The sequence below is a fragment of the Streptomyces sp. NPDC047841 genome, assembly GCF_040704085.1.
GTDB classification, from domain to species: Bacteria; Actinomycetota; Actinomycetes; order Streptomycetales; family Streptomycetaceae; genus Streptomyces; species Streptomyces argyrophylli.
Genome location: NZ_JBEYRP010000014.1, coordinates 213,624 through 231,207, shown reverse-complemented (window position 1 = coordinate 231,207; position 17,584 = coordinate 213,624). Strand labels below are relative to the sequence as shown.

The 17,584-nt window shown below is 71.4% G+C and carries 15 protein-coding genes; 3 read left to right on the top strand and 12 right to left on the bottom strand.

What is annotated here, in order from left to right:
* Window positions 1–450: 450 nt before the first annotated feature.
* The 9 genes from pssA to AB0947_RS24780 all read right to left on the bottom strand — a co-directional run bounded on the left by pssA (window position 451) and on the right by AB0947_RS24780 (window position 11,371).
* Window positions 451–1,269, bottom strand: coding sequence for a CDP-diacylglycerol--serine O-phosphatidyltransferase (gene pssA, locus AB0947_RS24820; RefSeq protein WP_365941804.1), 819 nt, complete (start codon window positions 1,267–1,269; stop codon window positions 451–453).
* 22 nt (window positions 1,270–1,291) lie between these two features.
* Window positions 1,292–1,948 (bottom strand): phosphatidylserine decarboxylase, encoded by a 657-nt coding sequence (locus AB0947_RS24815; RefSeq protein WP_366752535.1) that lies wholly within the window; start codon window positions 1,946–1,948, stop codon window positions 1,292–1,294.
* A 170-nt stretch (window positions 1,949–2,118) separates the two neighbouring features.
* Complete coding sequence (locus AB0947_RS24810) at window positions 2,119–3,324, bottom strand: acyl-CoA dehydrogenase family protein (protein WP_366752534.1); 1,206 nt, start codon at window positions 3,322–3,324, stop codon at window positions 2,119–2,121.
* A gap of 2 nt (window positions 3,325–3,326) precedes the next feature.
* On the bottom strand, window positions 3,327–3,839 hold the full coding sequence (locus AB0947_RS24805; RefSeq protein WP_366752533.1) for a MaoC family dehydratase: 513 nt from the start codon (window positions 3,837–3,839) through the stop codon (window positions 3,327–3,329).
* Window positions 3,840–3,844: 5 nt separating this feature from the next.
* Complete coding sequence (locus AB0947_RS24800; protein ID WP_014675984.1) at window positions 3,845–4,810, bottom strand: CoA ester lyase; 966 nt, start codon at window positions 4,808–4,810, stop codon at window positions 3,845–3,847.
* On the bottom strand, window positions 4,807–6,834 hold the full coding sequence (locus AB0947_RS24795) for a protein meaA (RefSeq protein ID WP_366752532.1): 2,028 nt from the start codon (window positions 6,832–6,834) through the stop codon (window positions 4,807–4,809). The genes AB0947_RS24800 and AB0947_RS24795 overlap by 4 nt, the downstream gene beginning before the upstream one ends.
* A 17-nt stretch (window positions 6,835–6,851) precedes the next feature.
* A complete protein-coding gene (ccrA, locus tag AB0947_RS24790) occupies window positions 6,852–8,189 on the bottom strand; it encodes a crotonyl-CoA carboxylase/reductase (protein WP_366752614.1) in 1,338 nt (445 codons plus the stop codon).
* A 397-nt stretch (window positions 8,190–8,586) separates the two neighbouring features.
* Complete coding sequence (locus AB0947_RS24785; RefSeq protein ID WP_366752531.1) at window positions 8,587–9,405, bottom strand: TetR family transcriptional regulator; 819 nt, start codon at window positions 9,403–9,405, stop codon at window positions 8,587–8,589.
* Window positions 9,406–9,565: 160 nt separating this feature from the next.
* Window positions 9,566–11,371 carry a 3-hydroxyacyl-CoA dehydrogenase family protein gene (locus tag AB0947_RS24780; RefSeq protein ID WP_366752530.1) on the bottom strand — a complete coding sequence of 602 codons (1,806 nt, stop codon included), beginning with the start codon at window positions 11,369–11,371 and terminating at the stop codon, window positions 9,566–9,568.
* A 386-nt stretch (window positions 11,372–11,757) separates the two neighbouring features.
* On the opposite strand from AB0947_RS24780, the gene AB0947_RS24775 reads away from it, so the two are divergent.
* On the top strand, window positions 11,758–12,339 hold the full coding sequence (locus AB0947_RS24775; protein ID WP_366752529.1) for an adenylosuccinate lyase: 582 nt from the start codon (window positions 11,758–11,760) through the stop codon (window positions 12,337–12,339).
* Between the two features lie 7 nt (window positions 12,340–12,346).
* On the opposite strand, the gene AB0947_RS24770 is transcribed toward AB0947_RS24775, so the two are convergent.
* The 3 genes from AB0947_RS24770 to AB0947_RS24760 form a co-directional block, all read right to left on the bottom strand.
* Window positions 12,347–12,841 carry a GNAT family N-acetyltransferase gene (locus AB0947_RS24770; protein ID WP_366752613.1) on the bottom strand — a complete coding sequence of 165 codons (495 nt, stop codon included), beginning with the start codon at window positions 12,839–12,841 and terminating at the stop codon, window positions 12,347–12,349.
* 20 nt (window positions 12,842–12,861) lie between these two features.
* Window positions 12,862–13,017, bottom strand: coding sequence for a hypothetical protein (locus AB0947_RS24765; RefSeq protein ID WP_366752528.1), 156 nt, complete (start codon window positions 13,015–13,017; stop codon window positions 12,862–12,864).
* Between the two features lie 275 nt (window positions 13,018–13,292).
* On the bottom strand, window positions 13,293–14,336 hold the full coding sequence (locus AB0947_RS24760) for an Rv2578c family radical SAM protein (RefSeq protein ID WP_366752527.1): 1,044 nt from the start codon (window positions 14,334–14,336) through the stop codon (window positions 13,293–13,295).
* 134 nt (window positions 14,337–14,470) lie between these two features.
* On the opposite strand from AB0947_RS24760, the gene AB0947_RS24755 reads away from it, so the two are divergent.
* Window positions 14,471–14,914 carry an SRPBCC family protein gene (locus AB0947_RS24755; protein WP_171151158.1) on the top strand — a complete coding sequence of 148 codons (444 nt, stop codon included), beginning with the start codon at window positions 14,471–14,473 and terminating at the stop codon, window positions 14,912–14,914.
* Window positions 14,915–15,076: 162 nt separating this feature from the next.
* Entirely contained in the window at window positions 15,077–17,476 is a 2,400-nt protein-coding gene (locus tag AB0947_RS24750) for an MFS transporter (RefSeq protein WP_366752526.1), read from the top strand.
* Window positions 17,477–17,584: the final 108 nt, after the last annotated feature.

Below are 17,584 nucleotides of genomic sequence, written 5' to 3'. Positions count from 1 at the left end.
CCGTCGGCCGGCCCGGTGCCCGGTGCATCGCGGACGCGGGGCCGGTCCTGGAACGGGTCGCGGCGCGGCTGGCCGAGGACCACCTGAGCTGAACCCCGGGGCGCAGCCCTCGGATCTCCGGTGCCGCTCACCCGTCGGCCGGCCCGGTGCCCGGTGCATCGCGGACGCGGGGCCGGTCCTGGAACGGGTCGCGGCGCGGCTGGCCGAGGACCACCTGAGCTGAACCCTGGGGCGCAGCCCTCGGATCTCCGGTGCCGCCCACCCGTCGGCCGTCGGCCGGCCCGGTGGGTCCGGCGGGCACCCGTCCAGCCGGCCGAGCCGCCCGGCGCGGCGCCTGTCCGGCCCACCGAGCCGGGCGTCCGGGGGTGCGGCCCTCAGGGTGCGCGAGCACAAGCGAAGGGCCCCTACCCACCCGGGTAAGGGCCCTTCGTCGTACGCCTGCCCGCGCCGCTACGGCAACTGCGCCGCCCGGGCCTCACGACGGTTGTCGCGGAAGTTGTTCACCCGCCGCGCGGTGGCGAACAGCGGAATCACCGCGCCCATCACCAGCTGCAGCGCGCAGCCCGTCTGGAGGAGCAGCTGTCCGCTGGGCGCGTCGAAGGCCCACGCCGCCAGCAGCCCCATCGACAGCACGATCCAGGAGAGCATCGCGCCCGCGAGACGCCCCCGCGGCTTCGGGTACTCCACCCGGCTCACCATCAGCCACGCGGTCCCGAGGATCGCCAGCAGCGTCGCCACGAACGGCAGCTCCAGCAGCACGATCGAGACGACCGTCAGCGCGCCGAACGGCGAGGGCATGCCCTGGAACACGCCGTCCTTCATGGTCACGCAGCTGAAGCGGGCCAGTCTCAGCACCACGGCGAGCAGCACCACGATCGCGCCCACCGCCGCCACCCGCTGGTGCGCGTCGTCCGCGACCATGCCGTAGACGAGGACGAAGTACGCGGGAGCCAGCCCGAAGCTGATCAGGTCGGACAGGTTGTCCAGCTCCGCGCCCATCGGCGACGAGCGCAGCTTGCGGGCCACCAGCCCGTCGAACAGGTCGAAGACCGCCGCGCAGAGCATCAGGATGACCGCCGTGGCCGCGCTGTGGCGGGCCATGCCGGACTCCTGGCTGCCGGTGAGGTGCGGGATCAGGATGCCGGTGGTGGTGAAGTACACCGCCATGAAGCCGCACGTGGCGTTGCCCAGCGTCAGGGTGTCCGCTATCGACAGGCGGAGAGAAAGAGGCATCTCCTCCTCGTCGTCCACCTCGTCCGCCTCGGGCACCCAGCCCGCCTGGGTCTCCGGATCAATCACGGTCAATGCGAGTCACCCCAGCCACGGTCTTCTGGCCGACCTCGACCGCGACCTCCACGCCCTCGGGCAGGTAGAGGTCGACACGCGAGCCGAAGCGGATCAGACCGATGCGGTCGCCCTGCTCGACCTTCGTGCCCCGGGGGATGTAGGGCACGATGCGGCGGGCCACCGCGCCGGCGATCTGGATCATCTCGATGTCGCCGAGTTCGGTGTCGAAATGCCAGACTACGCGCTCGTTGTTCTCGCTCTCCTTGTTGAAAGCCGGAACGAAGCCGCCGGGGACGTGCTCGACGGACGTCACGGTGCCCGCGAGGGGCGCGCGGTTGACGTGGACGTTGAGCGGGCTCATGAAGATGGCGACGCGGGTACGCCCGTCCTTCCACGGCATGATGCTCTGCACCACACCGTCGGCGGGCGAGATGACCCGGCCCGGGGCGATCTCACGCTCGGGGTCGCGGAAGAACCACAGCATGCCCGCCGCGAGCGCGGTGGCGGGCACGGCGACGGCCTTGGCGACGCCCGAGCGGCGAGCGCGGGCCAGGCTGAGGGCTGCGGTGGCGACGGTCGGGAGAAGCCACGGCGATGCTCCGCGCGCGAGGCGTACGCCGGCTCGGCTGTCGCGAGGTGCAGAGGTTTGGCTGTGGGGCATGGATGACCTTCGTAGCGGATGATGCCGCGCTCTGACGGGGGACGGCGGCTTTCCCGGGATCGTACCGGGCGCGGGCCACAACTGGGCAAGCCAGGAAGCCGAGTCGGCGGCGGAAGAGTGTCTACGGGGTGTGATCTTCTTCTCGAAGAAAACACCCCGTACCCGGACAATCAGCCCTGGAACCGATACTCTTCGAGCAGCCTGCGCCCGATGATCATTTTCTGGATCTCGGCGGTACCTTCACCGATGAGCAGCATCGGGGCCTCGCGGTAGAGGCGCTCGATCTCGTACTCCTTGGAGAAGCCGTAGCCGCCGTGGATCCGGAAGGCGTCCTCCACGACCTCCTTGCAGTACTCGGAGGCGAGGTACTTCGCCATCCCCGCTTCGAGGTCGTTTCGTTCCCCGGAATCCTTTTTGCGTGCCGCGTTGACCATCATCGCATGCGCGGCCTCGACCTTGGTCGCCATCTCCGCCAGCTTGAACTGGATGGCCTGGTGCTGGGCGATCGGCTTGCCGAACGTGTGCCGCTGCTGGGCGTACCGGACGCCCAGTTCGAAGGCACGCTGGGCGACGCCGCAGCCACGCGCCGCCACATTGACGCGACCCACCTCGACGCCGTCCATCATTTGGTAAAAACCTCGGCCGGTGACCCCGCCGAGCACCCGATCGGCCGGGACGCGCAGTCCGTCCATGATCAGCTCGGTCGTGTCGACGCCCTTGTAGCCCATCTTGTCGATCTTGCCGGGGATGGTGAGGCCCGGACGGACCTCGCCGAAGCCCGGCTCCTTCTCGATCAGGAAGGTCGTCATCGACTTGTGCGGCGCCGTGCCCTCGGGGTGTCCTTCGTCACTGCGGACCAGCACGGCCACGAGCGAGGACGTGCCGCCGTTCGTCAGCCACATCTTCTGGCCGTTCAGGACGTACTCCTCGCCGTCCCTGACCGCCTTCGACGTGATCGCCGACACGTCCGAGCCCAGTCCGGGCTCCGACATCGAGAAGGCGCCCCGGATGTCGCCGGCCGCCATCCTGGGCAGGAAGTGGTCCTTCTGCTCCTGCGTGCCGTGCTGCTTGAGCATGTACGCGACGATGAAGTGCGTGTTGATGATGCCGGACACCGACATCCAGCCGCGGGCGATCTCCTCCACGCACAGCGCGTAGGTGAGCAGCGACTCGCCCAGGCCGCCGTACTCCTCGGGGATCATCAGGCCGAAGAGGCCGAGCTCCTTCAGGCCGTCCACGACCTGCTGCGGGTACTCGTCGCGGTGCTCCAGCTCGGTCGCGACCGGGATGATCTCTTTGTCGACGAAGTCCCGGACGGTGGAGAGGATCTCCTGCTGGACGTCGGTCAGACCGGCGGTCTGGGCGAGACGGGCCATGGCTACTTCTCCTGCTCCTTGAGCTCGGGGCGGCCCGGCTGCTCGCCGCCGCGCTCCTTGATGTACGTCTCGGTGGGCACCATCACCTTGCGGCGGAAGACGCACACCAGGGTGCCGTCCTGCTTGTAGCCCTTGGTCTCGACGTAGACGATCCCGCGGTCGTCCTTCGACTTCGACGGCCACTTGTCCAGCACGGTCGTCTCGCCGTAGACGGTGTCGCCGTGGAAGGTCGGCGCCACGTGCCGGAGCGACTCGATCTCCAGGTTGGCGATCGCCTTGCCGGAGACGTCCGGGACGGACATGCCGAGCAGCAGGGAGTAGACGTAGTTGCCGACCACCACGTTCTTGCCGAAGTCGGTCGTGTTCTCGGCGTAGTTGGCGTCCATGTGGAGCGGGTGGTGGTTCATGGTGAGGAGACAGAACAGGTGGTCGTCGTACTCCGTGACCGTCTTGCCCGGCCAGTGCTTGTACGTCGCCCCGACCTCGAACTCCTCGTACGTGCGTCCGAACTGCATCGCCGTCACGCCTCCGGGATCTCGAACGTGCTGGTGCGCCGCATGCCGGCGGCGCGGCCCTTGCCCGCGATGACCAGCGCCATCTTGCGGCTGGCCTCGTCGATCATCTCGTCGCCGAGCATCGCGGAGCCCTTCTTGCCGCCCGCCTCGGACGTGTAGTAGTCGTACGCGTCCAGGATCAGCTCGGCGTGGTCGTAGTCCTCCTGCGACGGCGAGAAGACCTCGTTGGCGGCGTCGACCTGACCGGGGTGCAGCACCCACTTGCCGTCGAAGCCCAGCGCGGCGGCGCGGCCGGCGACCTCGCGGAAGCCGTCGACGTTGCGGATCTGCAGGTAGGGGCCGTCGATCGCCTGGAGGTCGTTGGCGCGGGCGGCCATCAGGATCTTCATCAGGATGTAGTGGTAGGCGTCCGCCGGGTAGCCGGGCGGCTGCTCGCCCACGACCAGGGACTTCATGTTGATGGAGGCCATGAAGTCGGCCGGGCCGAAGATGATGGTCTCGACGCGCGGGGAGGCCTGCGCGATCTCGTTGACGTTGTTCAGGCCCTGCGCGTTCTCGATCTGCGCCTCGATGCCGATCCGGCCGACCTCGAAGCCCATCGTCTTCTCGATCTGCGTCAGCAGCAGGTCCAGGGCGACGACCTGCTGGGCGTTCTGCACCTTCGGCAGCATGATGCAGTCCAGGTTCGGACCCGCGCCCTCCACCACCGTGACGACGTCCCGGTACGTCCATTCGGTCGTCCAGTCGTTGACCCGGACCACCCGCGTCTTGCCCGTCCAGTCGCCCTCGTTGAGGAACTTGACGATGGTGTGCCGCGCCTCGGGCTTGGCGAGCGGCGCGCACGCGTCCTCCAGGTCCAGGAAGACCTGGTCCGCGGGGAGGCCCTGCGCCTTCTCCAGGAAGCGCGGGTTGCTGCCCGGTACGGCCAGGCAGGAACGCCGCGGGCGAAGGCGGTTGACGGGGGTGGTCATGCGGGGACCTCCAGGGGGTCGAGCTTGTTCGCTGTGCGGATCTCGTCGACGATGCGGCCGATGATCCCGGTGATGTCGAAGTCCTTCGGGGTGAAGACGGCGGCCACGCCGGCTTCCCTCAGCTGCTCGGCGTCACCGTTGGGGATGATGCCACCGGCGATCACCGGTATATCTGTGGCACCGGCCACACGCAGCCGCTGGAGCACATCGGGGACCAGCCGGGCGTGCGAGCCGGACAGGATCGACAGGCCCACGGCGTGCACGTCCTCGGCCAGGGCCGCGTCCACGATCTGCTCGGGCGTCAGCCGGATGCCCTGGTACACCACCTCGAAGCCGGCGTCCCGCGCGCGGACGGCGATCTGCTCGGCGCCGTTGGAGTGCCCGTCAAGACCCGGCTTGCCGACCAGGAAGCGCAGTTTGCCGACGCCCAGCTCACGGGCGGTGGCGTCCACCCTGGCGCGGACCCCGGCGAGCGCCGAGCCGGCCTCGGCGGCGACGGCCACCGGCGCGGAGGAGACCCCGGTGGGCGCCCGGTACTCGCCGAACACCTCGCGCAGGGCGCCCGCCCACTCGCCGGTGGTGACCCCGGCGCGGGCGCACTCCAGGGTCGCCTCCATCAGGTTGTCGGTGCCCTTGGCGGCCTCCTTCAGCCGCTCCAGCGCCTTGCAGGGACGCGGGTGGTTGAAGGGCGGCTGGTAGCGGGTGTCCCGCCAGCGCTGGAGGGACTCGATGACGCGGGCCTCGACCGCCGGATCGACCGTCATGATGGCGGTGTCCAGGTCGGCGGTGAGCGGGCTGGGCTCGGTGCCCTCGAAGACGTTGACGCCGACGATCTTCTCCTCGCCGGACTCGATCCGCGCCCGGCGCTCGGCGTGCGAGGCGACCAGCTGCGACTTGAGGTAGCCGGACTCCACGGCGGCCAGCGCGCCGCCCATCTCCTGGATGCGGCCGATCTCCGCCAGGGTGTCCTCGACCAGCTGGTCCACCTTGGCCTCGATCACCTTCGACCCCTCGAAGATGTCGTCGTACTCCAGCAGGTCGCTCTCGTAGGCGAGGACCTGCTGGATGCGCAGGCTCCACTGCTGGTCCCAGGGCCGGGGCAGGCCCAGCGCCTCGTTCCAGGCGGGAAGCTGCACGGCACGCGCGCGTGCGTCCTTGGAGAGGGTGACCGCCAGCATCTCCAGCACGATCCGCTGGACGTTGTTCTCCGGCTGCGCCTCGGTCAGGCCCAGCGAGTTGACCTGGACGCCGTACCGGAACCGGCGCTGCTTGGGGTCCTCGATGCCGTACCGCTCACGGGTGACCTTGTCCCAGATGCGGCCGAAGGCGCGCATCTTGCACATCTCCTCGATGAAGCGGACGCCCGCGTTCACGAAGAAGGAGATGCGGGCGACGACGTCCCCCATGCGCTCCGGCGGCACCTGACCGGAGTCGCGCACGGCGTCGAGGACGGCGATGGCGGTGGACATCGCGTACGCGATCTCCTGCACCGGCGTGGCCCCGGCCTCCTGCAGGTGGTAGCTGCAGATGTTGATCGGGTTCCACTTCGGGACGTGGGAGACCGTGTACGCGATCATGTCCGTCGTCAGGCGGAGCGAGGGTTCCGGCGGGAACACATGGGTGCCCCGGGACAGGTACTCCTTGACGATGTCGTTCTGGGTCGTGCCCTGGAGCTTGGTGATGTCCGCGCCCTGCTCCTCCGCGACGACCTGGTAGAGCGCCAGCAGCCACATGGCGGTGGCGTTGATGGTCATCGAGGTGTTCATCTGCTCCAGGGGGATGTCCTGGAACAGCCGGCGCATGTCACCGAGGTGCGCGACGGGCACGCCCACCCGGCCGACCTCGCCGCGCGCGAGGATGTGGTCGGGGTCGTAGCCGGTCTGCGTCGGCAGGTCGAACGCCACCGACAGGCCGGTCTGGCCCTTGGCGAGGTTGCGCCGGTACAGCTCGTTGGACGCCTCCGCCGTGGAGTGACCGGCGTACGTCCGCATCAGCCACGGCCGGTCCTTGTGACGCTCTGTCATCTGTGACCTCCCGGCTCTCAGACGTTCCGGAAGCGGTTGATGGCGTCGATGTGCCGGGCGCGCATCTCCTCGTCGCGCACGCCCAGGCCCTCCTCGGGGGCGAGGCACAGCACGCCGACCTTGCCCTGGTGCAGGTTGCGGTGGACGTCGTAGGCCGCCTGGCCGGTCTCCTCCAGGGAGTAGACCCTGGAGAGCGTCGGGTGGATCCTGCCCTTGGCGATCAGGCGGTTGGCCTCGTACGCCTCGCGGTAGTTGGCGAAGTGCGAGCCGATGATGCGCTTCAGGGACATCCACAGGTAGCGGTTGTCGTACTCGTGCATGTAGCCCGAGGTCGAGGCGCAGGTGGTGATGGTGCCGCCCTTGCGGGTGACGTAGACGGAGGCGCCGAAGGTCTCGCGGCCGGGGTGCTCGAAGACGATGTCGATGTCCTCGCCGCCGGTCAGTTCGCGGATGCGCTTGCCGAAGCGCTTCCACTCCTTGGGGTCCTGGGTGTGCTCGTCCTTCCAGAACCTGTAGCCCTCGGCGGTGCGGTCGATGATCGCCTCGGCGCCCATCGAGCGGCAGATCTCCGCCTTCTGGGGCGAGGAGACGACACAGATCGGGTTGGCGCCGCCCGCGAGCGCGAACTGCGTGGCGTACGAGCCGAGCCCGCCGCTCGCGCCCCAGATCAGGACGTTGTCGCCCTGCTTCATGGCGGCGCCGTTGCGGGAGACCAGCTGGCGGTAGGCGGTGGAGTTCACCAGGCCCGGGGCCGCGGCCTCCTCCCAGCTGAGGTGCTTCGGCTTGGGCATCAGCTGGTTGGACTTGACCAGGGCGATCTCCGCGAGGCCGCCGAAGTTGGTCTCGAAGCCCCAGATGCGCTGCTCGGGGTCGAGCATGGTGTCGTCGTGGCCGTCGGGCGACTCCAGCTCGACGCTCAGGCAGTGCGCGACGACCTCGTCGCCGGGCTGCCAGGCGTTGACGCCGGGGCCGGTGCGCAGGACGACGCCCGCGAGGTCGGAGCCGATGATGTGGTACGGCAGGTCGTGGCGCTTGGTCAGCGGCGACAGCCTGCCGTAGCGCTCCAGGAAGGCGAACGTCGACACCGGCTCGAAGATCGAGGTCCACACCGAGTTGTAGTTCACCGAGGAGGCCATGACGGCCACCAGGGCCTCGCCCGGGCCCAGCTCGGGCACGGGGACCTCGTCCAGGTGGATCGACTTGCGCGGGTCCTTGTCGCGGGTCTCCAGGCCCGCGAACATCTCCGTCTCGTCCTTGTGGACGGTGATCGCCCGGTAGGAGTCGGGGAGCGGCAGGGCGGCGAAGTCGGCGGACGTGGCGTCCTCCGACTGGATCGCGTCCAGGATGTCCTTCACGGTCACGGTGTTGCCTCCGGCGGGTGAGCGCCCTGAGGGAGGGGCGCCTAAAGGATTCGTCGGTGCTGTCAGTGCTGCTGAGGGTGGTGAGGGTGTGCCGTCGGTTCGGCTCGGTGGTGCTTCGGCAGCGCTTTGTGGCGCGGGAGGTTGCCTGTGACGCAGGCGTCCGGGCGCGCAGGTGATGGTCTGCGGGGACAGCCCGGACTCTTTCAACGTATGACACCGCGTGTCACCTCGCAAGGCACTGAGTGCCAGAACTTGCTCTCAGATGAATTCTTTACCTGACAGATGAGCGATGATCGATCGAACGGCTCTTTCCGGGCGGGTCAAAAAGGGCGCTGACATGCGAAAACGGCCACCCGGAGGGGTGGCCGTCGTCACAGCGGGGAAGGGCGGGTCAGCGTTCCTTGAGGGCCTGTTCGATGGTGCGCATGACCTCGTCCAGGGGCGCGTCGGTGCGGGCGACGGTCACCAGCACCTCGCCCTCGGCGGAGGCCGTCGCGGGCGCGGTGGCGGCCGGCCGGGGGGCCGTGCCGCGGCCGGCCCCGATCCCCGTGCCGAAGGTCTTGCGCACGATGGCGAAGGCGTGGTCCAGCTGGGCCTCCACGTCCCCCTGCCCGCCCGCCCGCAGCCAGCGCCTGAGGACGTGGTTGTGCGCGGTGACGACCGCGGAGGCGGCGACCTCGGCCAGCAGCGGATCGTCGTTGGCGTCGTCGGCGTGCGCGTGCTCGTCGAAGTGGCCGAGCAGGTACCGCGTGAACAGGCGCTCGTAGCGGGCCACGGAGGCGATCTCGGCCTCGCGCAGGGTGGGCACCTCGCGCGTGAGCTTGTAGCGGGCGACCGAGATCTCCGGCCGCGCCGCGTACATCTTCATGACTTCCTTGATGCCCCGGCACACGGTGTCGAGCGGGTGCTCGTGCGCGGGCGCGGCGTTGAGGACCGCCTCCGCGCGGATCAGCGTGTCGTCGTGGTCCGGGAAGATCGCCTCTTCCTTGGAGCGGAAGTGGCGGAAGAAGGTGCGCCGGGCGACCCCGGCGGCGGCGGCGATCTCGTCGACGGTGGTGGCCTCGTACCCCTTGGTCGCGAACAGCTCCATGGCTGCTGCCGCCAGTTCCCGGCGCATCTTGAGCCGCTGGGCGGCCGCGCGGCTGCCTGCGGCACTCTCCGGCGCGTCGGGCGTAGCTGGTGTACGTGAGGACTTGGCGGGCTGGGACATGACCCGAACGTACTGCATGCGCGTGGCCTGATGCGCAGGTCCGGGGTGCCCCCCGCCCCCGGGGGACGCGGGGCCGCCGCGCCGGGCGGGCGGGGCGGGGCCGCCCGGGTCGAGCAGCCCGCCCCACTCCGGCTCCGTCCGGGACCGGTCGCCGACGCCGTCAGCGGCGGGCATACTCGCGGAAGCCGCGGCCGGTCTTGCGGCCGAGGCAGCCCGCGGCCACCAGGTGCTCCAGCAGCGGGGCCGGGGCGAGACCGGGGTCGCGGAACTCCCGGTGCAGCACCTTCTCGATGGCCAGCGAGACGTCCAGCCCGACCACGTCCAGCAGTTCGAACGGGCCCATCGGGTAACCGCCGCCCAGCTTCATCGCCGCGTCGATGTCGTCGAGGGACGCGTAGTGCTCCTGCACCATCTTGATCGCGTTGTTGAGGTACGGGAACAGCAGCGCGTTCACGATGAAACCGGCGCGGTCGCCGCAGTCCACCGCGTGCTTCCCGGTCTTCGCGCAGACCTCGCGCACGGTCGCGTGGACGTCGTCCGCCGTCAGCACCGTCCGCACGACCTCGACCAGCTTCATCGCCGGTGCCGGGTTGAAGAAGTGCATGCCGATCACGTCCTGCGGGCGCGAGGTGGCGCGGGCGCAGGCGACGACGGGCAGCGACGAGGTGGTGGTGGCCAGGACCGCGCCCGGCTTGCACACCTTGTCCAGCGTGGCGAACAGCTGCCGCTTGACCTCCAGGTCCTCGGCGATCGCCTCGACCGCCAGGTCGACCTCGGCGAAGGCGTCGTAGGAGCCCGCCGGCGTGATCCGGTCCAGGATTCGCGCGGCGGCCTCGGCGGTCAGCCGGCCCTTGCCGACGGAACGGGAGAGCGACGTGCCGATGCGGGCCTTGGCGGCCAGCGCCTTCTCCTCGCTGCGGGCGGCCAGGACGACGTCGTAGCCGGCCTTGGCGAACACCTCGGCGATGCCGGAGGCCATGGTGCCGGAGCCGGCGACGCCCACCGAGCGCACCTGGCGGCCCGCGACCGGGGAGGCGGCCGCCGCCGGGGTCAGCGCGTCCGGCACAACCGTCCCGCTGCCCGGCGCCTCGTAGGTGTAGAAACCGCGCCCCGCCTTGCGGCCGGTCAGGCCCGCCTCGCTGAGCTGCTTGAGGATGGGCGCGGGGGCGTGCAGCCGGTCCCGGGACTCGGCGTACATGGCCTCCAGGACCGTCCGCGCGGTGTCGACGCCGATCAGGTCCAGCAGGGCGAGCGGGCCCATGGGCAGGCCGCAGCCGAGCCGCATGGCGGCGTCGATGTCCTCGCGGGAGGCGTACCTGGCCTCGTACATGGCGGCGGCCTGGTTGAGGTAGCCGAAGAGCAGTCCGTCCGCGACGAAGCCGGGGCGGTCGCCGACCGCGACCGGCTCCTTGCCCAGCTCGATCGCGAGGTCGGTGACGGCGGCCACGGCCTGCGGCGCGGTCAGCACCGAGGAGACGACCTCCACCAGCCGCATCGCGGGTGCCGGGTTGAAGAAGTGCAGGCCGAGGACGCGCTCGGGACGGGCGGAGTCGGCCGCCAGCCGGGTCACCGACAGCGCGTTGGTGCCGGTCGCCAGGATCGTCTCCGGGCGGACGATGCCGTCCAGCTCGCGGAAGATCTGGTGCTTGATCTCGTACGACTCCGGGACCACCTCGATGACGAGGTCGGCGTCGGCCGCCGCGGTGAGGTCGGTCGCGGTGCGGACCCGGGCCAGCGCGCGGGCGCGCTCCTGCTCGGTGAGCCGGCCGCGCGCCACGGCGCGGGCGGTGGCGGCCTCCAGCGCGGCGAGGGCCTGTGCGGTCCGCGCCTCGCTGATGTCGATGCCGATCACCTCGCGGCCGGCCTTCGCGAGGACCTCGGTGATGCCGGTGCCCATGGTGCCGAGGCCGACCACGGCGATCGTCTTGAGCGGGGACAGAGCTGAGTCGGACAGGGGAGTGGCCATCGCGGGACTCCAGGAATGAGGTGACGACGAGGAGCGCGCCGGGTGCGCCGGGGGCGCACCACGGAGCGGGAGGGTGCGGGTGTTGCCGGGCTGCGAGCGCACACGCCCGGGGGCGCCGGTGCCACGGGCGTGCACACGCCCGGGAGCGGCGGAACTTCCGACCGGCTCTGTCCCGAAGCCGGGTCGTACTGCGGTACACACGGCGTACCGAACCGACCTGCTCGCTCGCGACGGCCGCGTCACCAGACCGTCGCCAGCGGAGTGCGAGAGGGTTACTCGCTCGTATGAGCTTAACCGGCGGGTAACGAGCGCGCTAGTCCCCGGGCCGGAAACGACTTTGTGAGGTAGCTCCCCTCCTGCGCCGCCACCCCCCTACGCTGGACCTCGTGGACGAAGAGTTGCGGGCGCTCACGGAGCGCTTACGGCAGGAGTCGGGCGGCTCTGCCGCGTTCGAGCACCTGCTGGCCACCGGGGACCACGGCGAACTGGCGGAGGTGCTCACCGCGCCCGGACAGCCCCTGTGGGCCAGGGAGCTGGCCGCGTTCCGCCTCGGCCGGGCCGGCGACCGGCGCGCCTTCGAGTCCCTGGTGCTGCTGCTCAACCACCGCGACCCGCCGCGCTGCGCCTCCGCCGCGCACGCCCTCGCCCGGCTCGGCGACCCCCGCACGGCCCGGGCCGCCGCGGCCCTCGCCACCAACGAGCTCCGCGTCGCCTACGCCCTGCACCCGGTACGGCTCCTGGTCGCCCTGCGCGCCCCGGAGTCCGTGCCCGCCCTGATCACCACGCTGGAGCGGCGGCTGCGCCCGCACGACCCCTACCGCCGGGTGGCCCTCGCCTGCGTGGAGGGTCTGGGCACGCTCGGTGACGCCCGCGCCCGGCGGGTCCTCACCGAGGCCCTCGCGCACCCCGCGCTCGCCGAGGCCGCGGTGCGCGCGCTGGCGCGGATACCGGAGCAGCAGCCGAGCTGACGTGCGGTCAGCCGCCCGGCGTCCGCACGTACCGCACCTCGGGCACTGGCACGCCGTCCACCTCGAAGGGCTCCTCGGCCCCGTCGGGCCGGAACCCCGCGCGCTCGTAGAAGCGGCGGGCGGGGGCGTTGTCCTTGAGGACCCACAGGAGCATGCGGGGATGCGCCTGGCACCGCTCGGCCGCCTCGGCCAGCAGGGCCCGCCCGATCCCGCCGCCGATCCGGGCCGGGTCCACGTAGAGCGCGTACAGCTCGGCGTCGCCGGTATGTGTCCCGCCGTCCCGGTACGGCCCGTGCGCCGCCCACCCGACCACCGCGCCGTCCCGCTCGGCGACCAGGTTCACCACGGAGCCGTTCCCCTCGGCGAACCGGGCCCGGCGCCGCTCGGCGTCCGCCGTGACACTGAGCCGGTCCAGGTACGGCTGCGGCATGAGCCCCCGGTAGGCGTGCCGCCAGCCGCGGATCCGTATCTCCGAGACGCGGTCGCAGTTGGCGAGGGTCATCTCCCGGACCGTCAGGGCGCTCACCCGGCCACCGCCGCGTCGAGGGCGGGCCGGCCGGGCACCGCGACGAGGCGGCCGGCCGCCGTCAGCACGCGCGTGCACCGGGCGGCGGGGAACACCCCGGCCGGGGCGGGGATGCGGACCGGTCCACGACCGTCCCGGGTCGTCTCGCTCATGGCCCCCATGATGGCCCACCCCACTGACACCGCCCCGGGCGGTGGGGGCACGTCGCCCGGCGCGGTCGGGTGAGGCGCCAGGCGCCCGACCGCCGTCCACGGGCGAAGGCCCAGGCTCCGACGGGTCGTCCGAGGCGCCCGGCGCCGGACGCGTCGGCTACCCGCACAAGCCCAGCAGGCCGTGCGGGGCCGAGCCGCGGAGGCCGGCGACGCCGCCTTGCCCTGCTGCGGTGCCGGGTCGGGGGACGCCGGGCGGACGACGCGCCCGGGCGTCCTCACATGAGGCTGAGCTGGACCGGCTCCTCCCCGGTGGGGGCCGGCGCCGGCTCGGCCGGGCGGATCCGGCGGGCCAGTCCCGCGCGCGCGGGCCCGATGCCGTACTCCTGCGCCAGCTCGTGCACCTGGCGCGTGATCCGGCGCTGGTACCACTTGGGCGCGTAGGCGCCCTCCGCGTACAGCCGTTCGTACCGCCGCACCAGATGCGGATGGTGCTGCCCGAGCCAGTGCATGAACCACTCGCGGGCGCCGGGGCGCAGGTGCAGCACCAGCGGTGTGACCGAGGTGGCCCCGGCCGCCGCGATGGCCCGCACCGTGGCCCGCAGCTGGGCCGGGTGGTCGCTCAGGAAAGGGATCACCGGCGCCATCAGCACCCCGCAGCCGATCCCGTGCTCCCCGAAGGCGCGCACGACGTCCAGCCGGCGCTCGGGCGCGGGCGTACCCGGCTCCACCGTGCGCCACAGCCCGGCGTCCAGGAAGCCCACGGAGACCGAGACGCCCACGTCCGTCACCTGCGCCGCCCGGACCAGCAGGTCCAGGTCGCGCAGGATCAGGGTGCCCTTGGTGAGGATCGAGAACGGGTTCGCGTGGTCGGTGAGCGCGGAGATGATGCCGGGCATCAGTCGGTAGCGGCCCTCGGCGCGCTGGTAGCAGTCGACGTTGGTGCCCATCGCCACGTGGTCGCCCTGCCAGCGGCGGGAGCCGAGCTGGCGGCGCAGCACCTCGGGCGCGTTGATCTTGACCACGATCTGTGAGTCGAAGCCGACGCCCGTGTCCAGGTCCAGGTAGCTGTGCGTCTTGCGGGCGAAACAGTAGACGCACGCGTGCGTGCAGCCCCGGTAGGGGTTGACCGTCCACTCGAACGGCATGCGGGAGGCGCCCGGCACCCGGTTCAGCACCGAGCGCGCCCGGACCTCGTGGAAGGTGATGCCCTGGAACTCGGGCGTGTCGAACGTCCGGGTGGTGACGGCGTCCGCGCCGAACAGCGCCGTGTCGGCGGCCCGGCCGTGTTCGTTCTCGTCTGTGAGGTTCTCCCAGCGCATGACGCCTCCTCGCTCGCACTGCCCACACAATAGAACAAACGTTCCCATGATCGTGCGGACCCCGATTTGGGCGGCCGGGCGCCGGGGTGGTTGGCTTGCCCCAACCCCGAGGAACCAGGTCGTGGAGGAACGCAATGGCGCAGGTCGAGGCCACTACGGAGCGGGTCGTCGCGGCGGACGCGGAGAAGGTGTTCGACGCCCTCGCCGACTACCGCGGCACGCGGCAGAGGCTGCTGCCCGAGCAGTTCAGCGAGTACGAGGTGCGCGAGGGCGGCGACGGCGAGGGCACCCTCGTCCACTGGAAGCTCCAGGCCACCAGCAAGCGGGTGCGAGACTGCCTGCTGGAGGTCAGCGAGCCCACCGACGGCGAGCTCGTCGAGAAGGACCGCAACTCCTCCATGGTCACCACCTGGCGCGTCACCCCCGCCGGCGAGGGCTCCTCGCGCGTGGTCGTCACCACCACCTGGCAGGGCGCCGGCGGCATCGGCGGCTTCTTCGAGAAGACGTTCGCGCCCAAGGGCCTCGGCCGGATCTACGACGCCCTGCTCGCCAGGCTCGCCGCCGAGGTCGAGAAGTAGCCCAAGCACCCACCGGTGAACGGGGGTTGACCGCCGGTCGGCCCCTTCACCGGTTCGAGTGCATCTCCGGCCCATACCGGATCATGCCGTAACTCGCCGCACTTGTTCGCAGTTGACGCCTTACGCGGGAAATGTGAACGAGTGTGACGAGGGGAGCGGTACGTGGGCGGGACGACACTGGTGAAGCCCGAGCCGGTCGCGGCACCGGCCGCCGGCGAGGAGACCGCGGCCGCACCGCCGCCTCCCGCACCGCCCGCGGGCATCGGGCCCCGCCGGGTGCGGCTGGTGTTCCTCGGGCTGATGCTGGCCCTGCTGCTGGCCGCCCTCGACCAGATGATCGTCGCCACCGCCCTGCCGAAGATCGTCGGCGAGCTGCACGGCCTGGACAAGATGTCCTGGGCGATCACCTCCTACCTGCTCACCTCCACCATCGGCCTGCCGGTCTACGGCAAACTCGGCGACCTGGTCGGCCGCAAGGGCGTCTTCCAGTTCGCCATCGCCGTCTTCGTGCTCGGCTCCGCCCTCGCCGGCCGGGCCGGGACCATGGACCAGCTGATCGCCTTCCGCGCCGTTCAGGGCGTCGGCGCCGGCGGCCTCATGATCGGCGTCCAGGCGATCATCGCCGACATCGTGCCGCCCCGGGAACGCGGCCGGTACATGGGCCTGATCGGCGCCGTCTTCGGTCTCGCCTCCGTCGCCGGACCGCTGCTCGGCGGCTACTTCACCGACCATCTGTCCTGGCGCTGGTGCTTCTACGTCAACGTCCCCTTCGGCCTGGTCACCCTGGCCGTCATCGCCGTCGTCCTCAAACTCCCGAGGCCGCGCACGCGCGCCCGGCTCGACGTCCTCGGCACCCTGCTGCTCGCCGCCGCCTCGACCTGCCTGGTGCTGCTCACCAGCTGGGGCGGCACCGAGTACGCCTGGGGCTCCCGGCAGATCCTCGGCCTCGGCGCCGGTGCCCTCCTCGCCACCGTCCTCTTCCTGGTCGCCGAGCGCTTCGCCGCCGAACCCCTCATCCCGCTCAGGCTCTACCGAGACCCCGTGTTCACCCTCAGCAGCCTGGTCGGCCTGGTGATCGGCGTCGCCCTGTTCGGCGCCGCCAGCTATCTGCCGACCTTCCTGCAGATGGTCGACGGCGCCAGCGCCACCGGGTCCGGGCTGCTGATGCTGCCGATGATGGCCGGGATCGTCGGCGCCTCCATCATCGCCGGACAGCTCATCAGCCGCACCGGCCGCTACAAGATCTACCCCGTGCTCGGCTGCGCCGTCGCCACCGTCGGCATGTGGCTGCTGTCCCGGCTGGAGACCGGCACGCCCCGGCTGCACTACAGCGTCTGGATGGCCGTCCTAGGCGCCGGGATCGGCCTGGTCATGCCCGTCCTCGTGCTCGCCGTGCAGAACTCCGTCCGCCCCGCCGACCTCGGCACCGCCACCAGCGCCAACAACTACTTCCGGCAGATCGGCGGCAGCGTCGGCGCCGCCGTCTTCGGCACCCTCTTCGCCGACCGGCTCACCTCCTCGCTGCGCGCGGAACTGCCCCCGCGCGCGGGCGGCGGACTGCCCGCCGCCGACTCGATCACCCCGCAGCTCGTCCACGCGCTGCCCCCGGCCCTGCGCGACGCCTACATCCGCGCGTACGCCGACGCGATGCCCCGGATCTTCCTCTACCTGGTCCCGGTGCTCGCCCTCGGCCTGCTCATCGCCTTCTTCCTCAAGGAGAAACCACTGGTGTCCCACAACACCGCCGAAACGGAGCCGCAGACCGTGACCGCCTCGATCCCCGGTGCCCGGGCGCCCTACACCGCCGGGGTCCCCGTCTGCGGCACCGTGCAGCACCCCGACGGCACCGTGGTGCCCCGCGCGGCCCTCACCCTCATCGACGTCGCCGGACAGCAGATCGGGCGGGGCGCCAGCGGCGACGACGGGCGGTACGCGCTCAGCACGCCCGGCTCCGGGTCGTACGTGCTGATCGCCGCGGCCGGCGGCCACCAGCCGCAGGCCGTCTCCGTCACCGTCGGCGAACGCCCCGTCGAACTCGACGTCGTCCTCGGCGGCGCCGGCCGCCTCGCCGGCAGCGTGCTCACCGCCGACGGCAGCCCCGTGCGCGACGCCACCGTCACCCTCACCAACGTGCACGGCGAGGTCGTCGCGAGCACCCGCAGCGGGCGCGAGGGCGGCTACGTCATCACGGAACTGGTCGCGGGCGAGTACACCCTCGCCGCCAGCGCCCCCGCCTTCCGGCCCGCCGCGCTCCCCGTCACCGTGCAGGCATCCCGGGAGACCCGGCAGGACGTCGAGCTCGCGGGCGGCGCCGTACTGAGGGGCACCGTCCGGGCGAGCGGCGGACGGCCCGTGGAGGACGCGCGCGTCACCCTGCTCGACGCCGCCGGCAACGTCGTCGACACCCTCACCACCGGAGCCGACGGAACGTTCCGGTTCGTCGATCTCTCCTCCGGCGAGTACACCGTCATCGCCGCGGGTTACCCGCCGGTCGCCACGGTGTTGCAGGTCGCGGGGGGTGGCCGGACCGAACGGGACCTCCAGCTGGGCCACGAGGACTGAGCGGGGCGCCCGCCCGCCGCGCCAGAGCGATCCGCCGGAACCAATTCCAGGATTGGCACACATCGCGACCGGCGGTCGTCTTACCGTAGTGGCGGGCGGCACAGATCG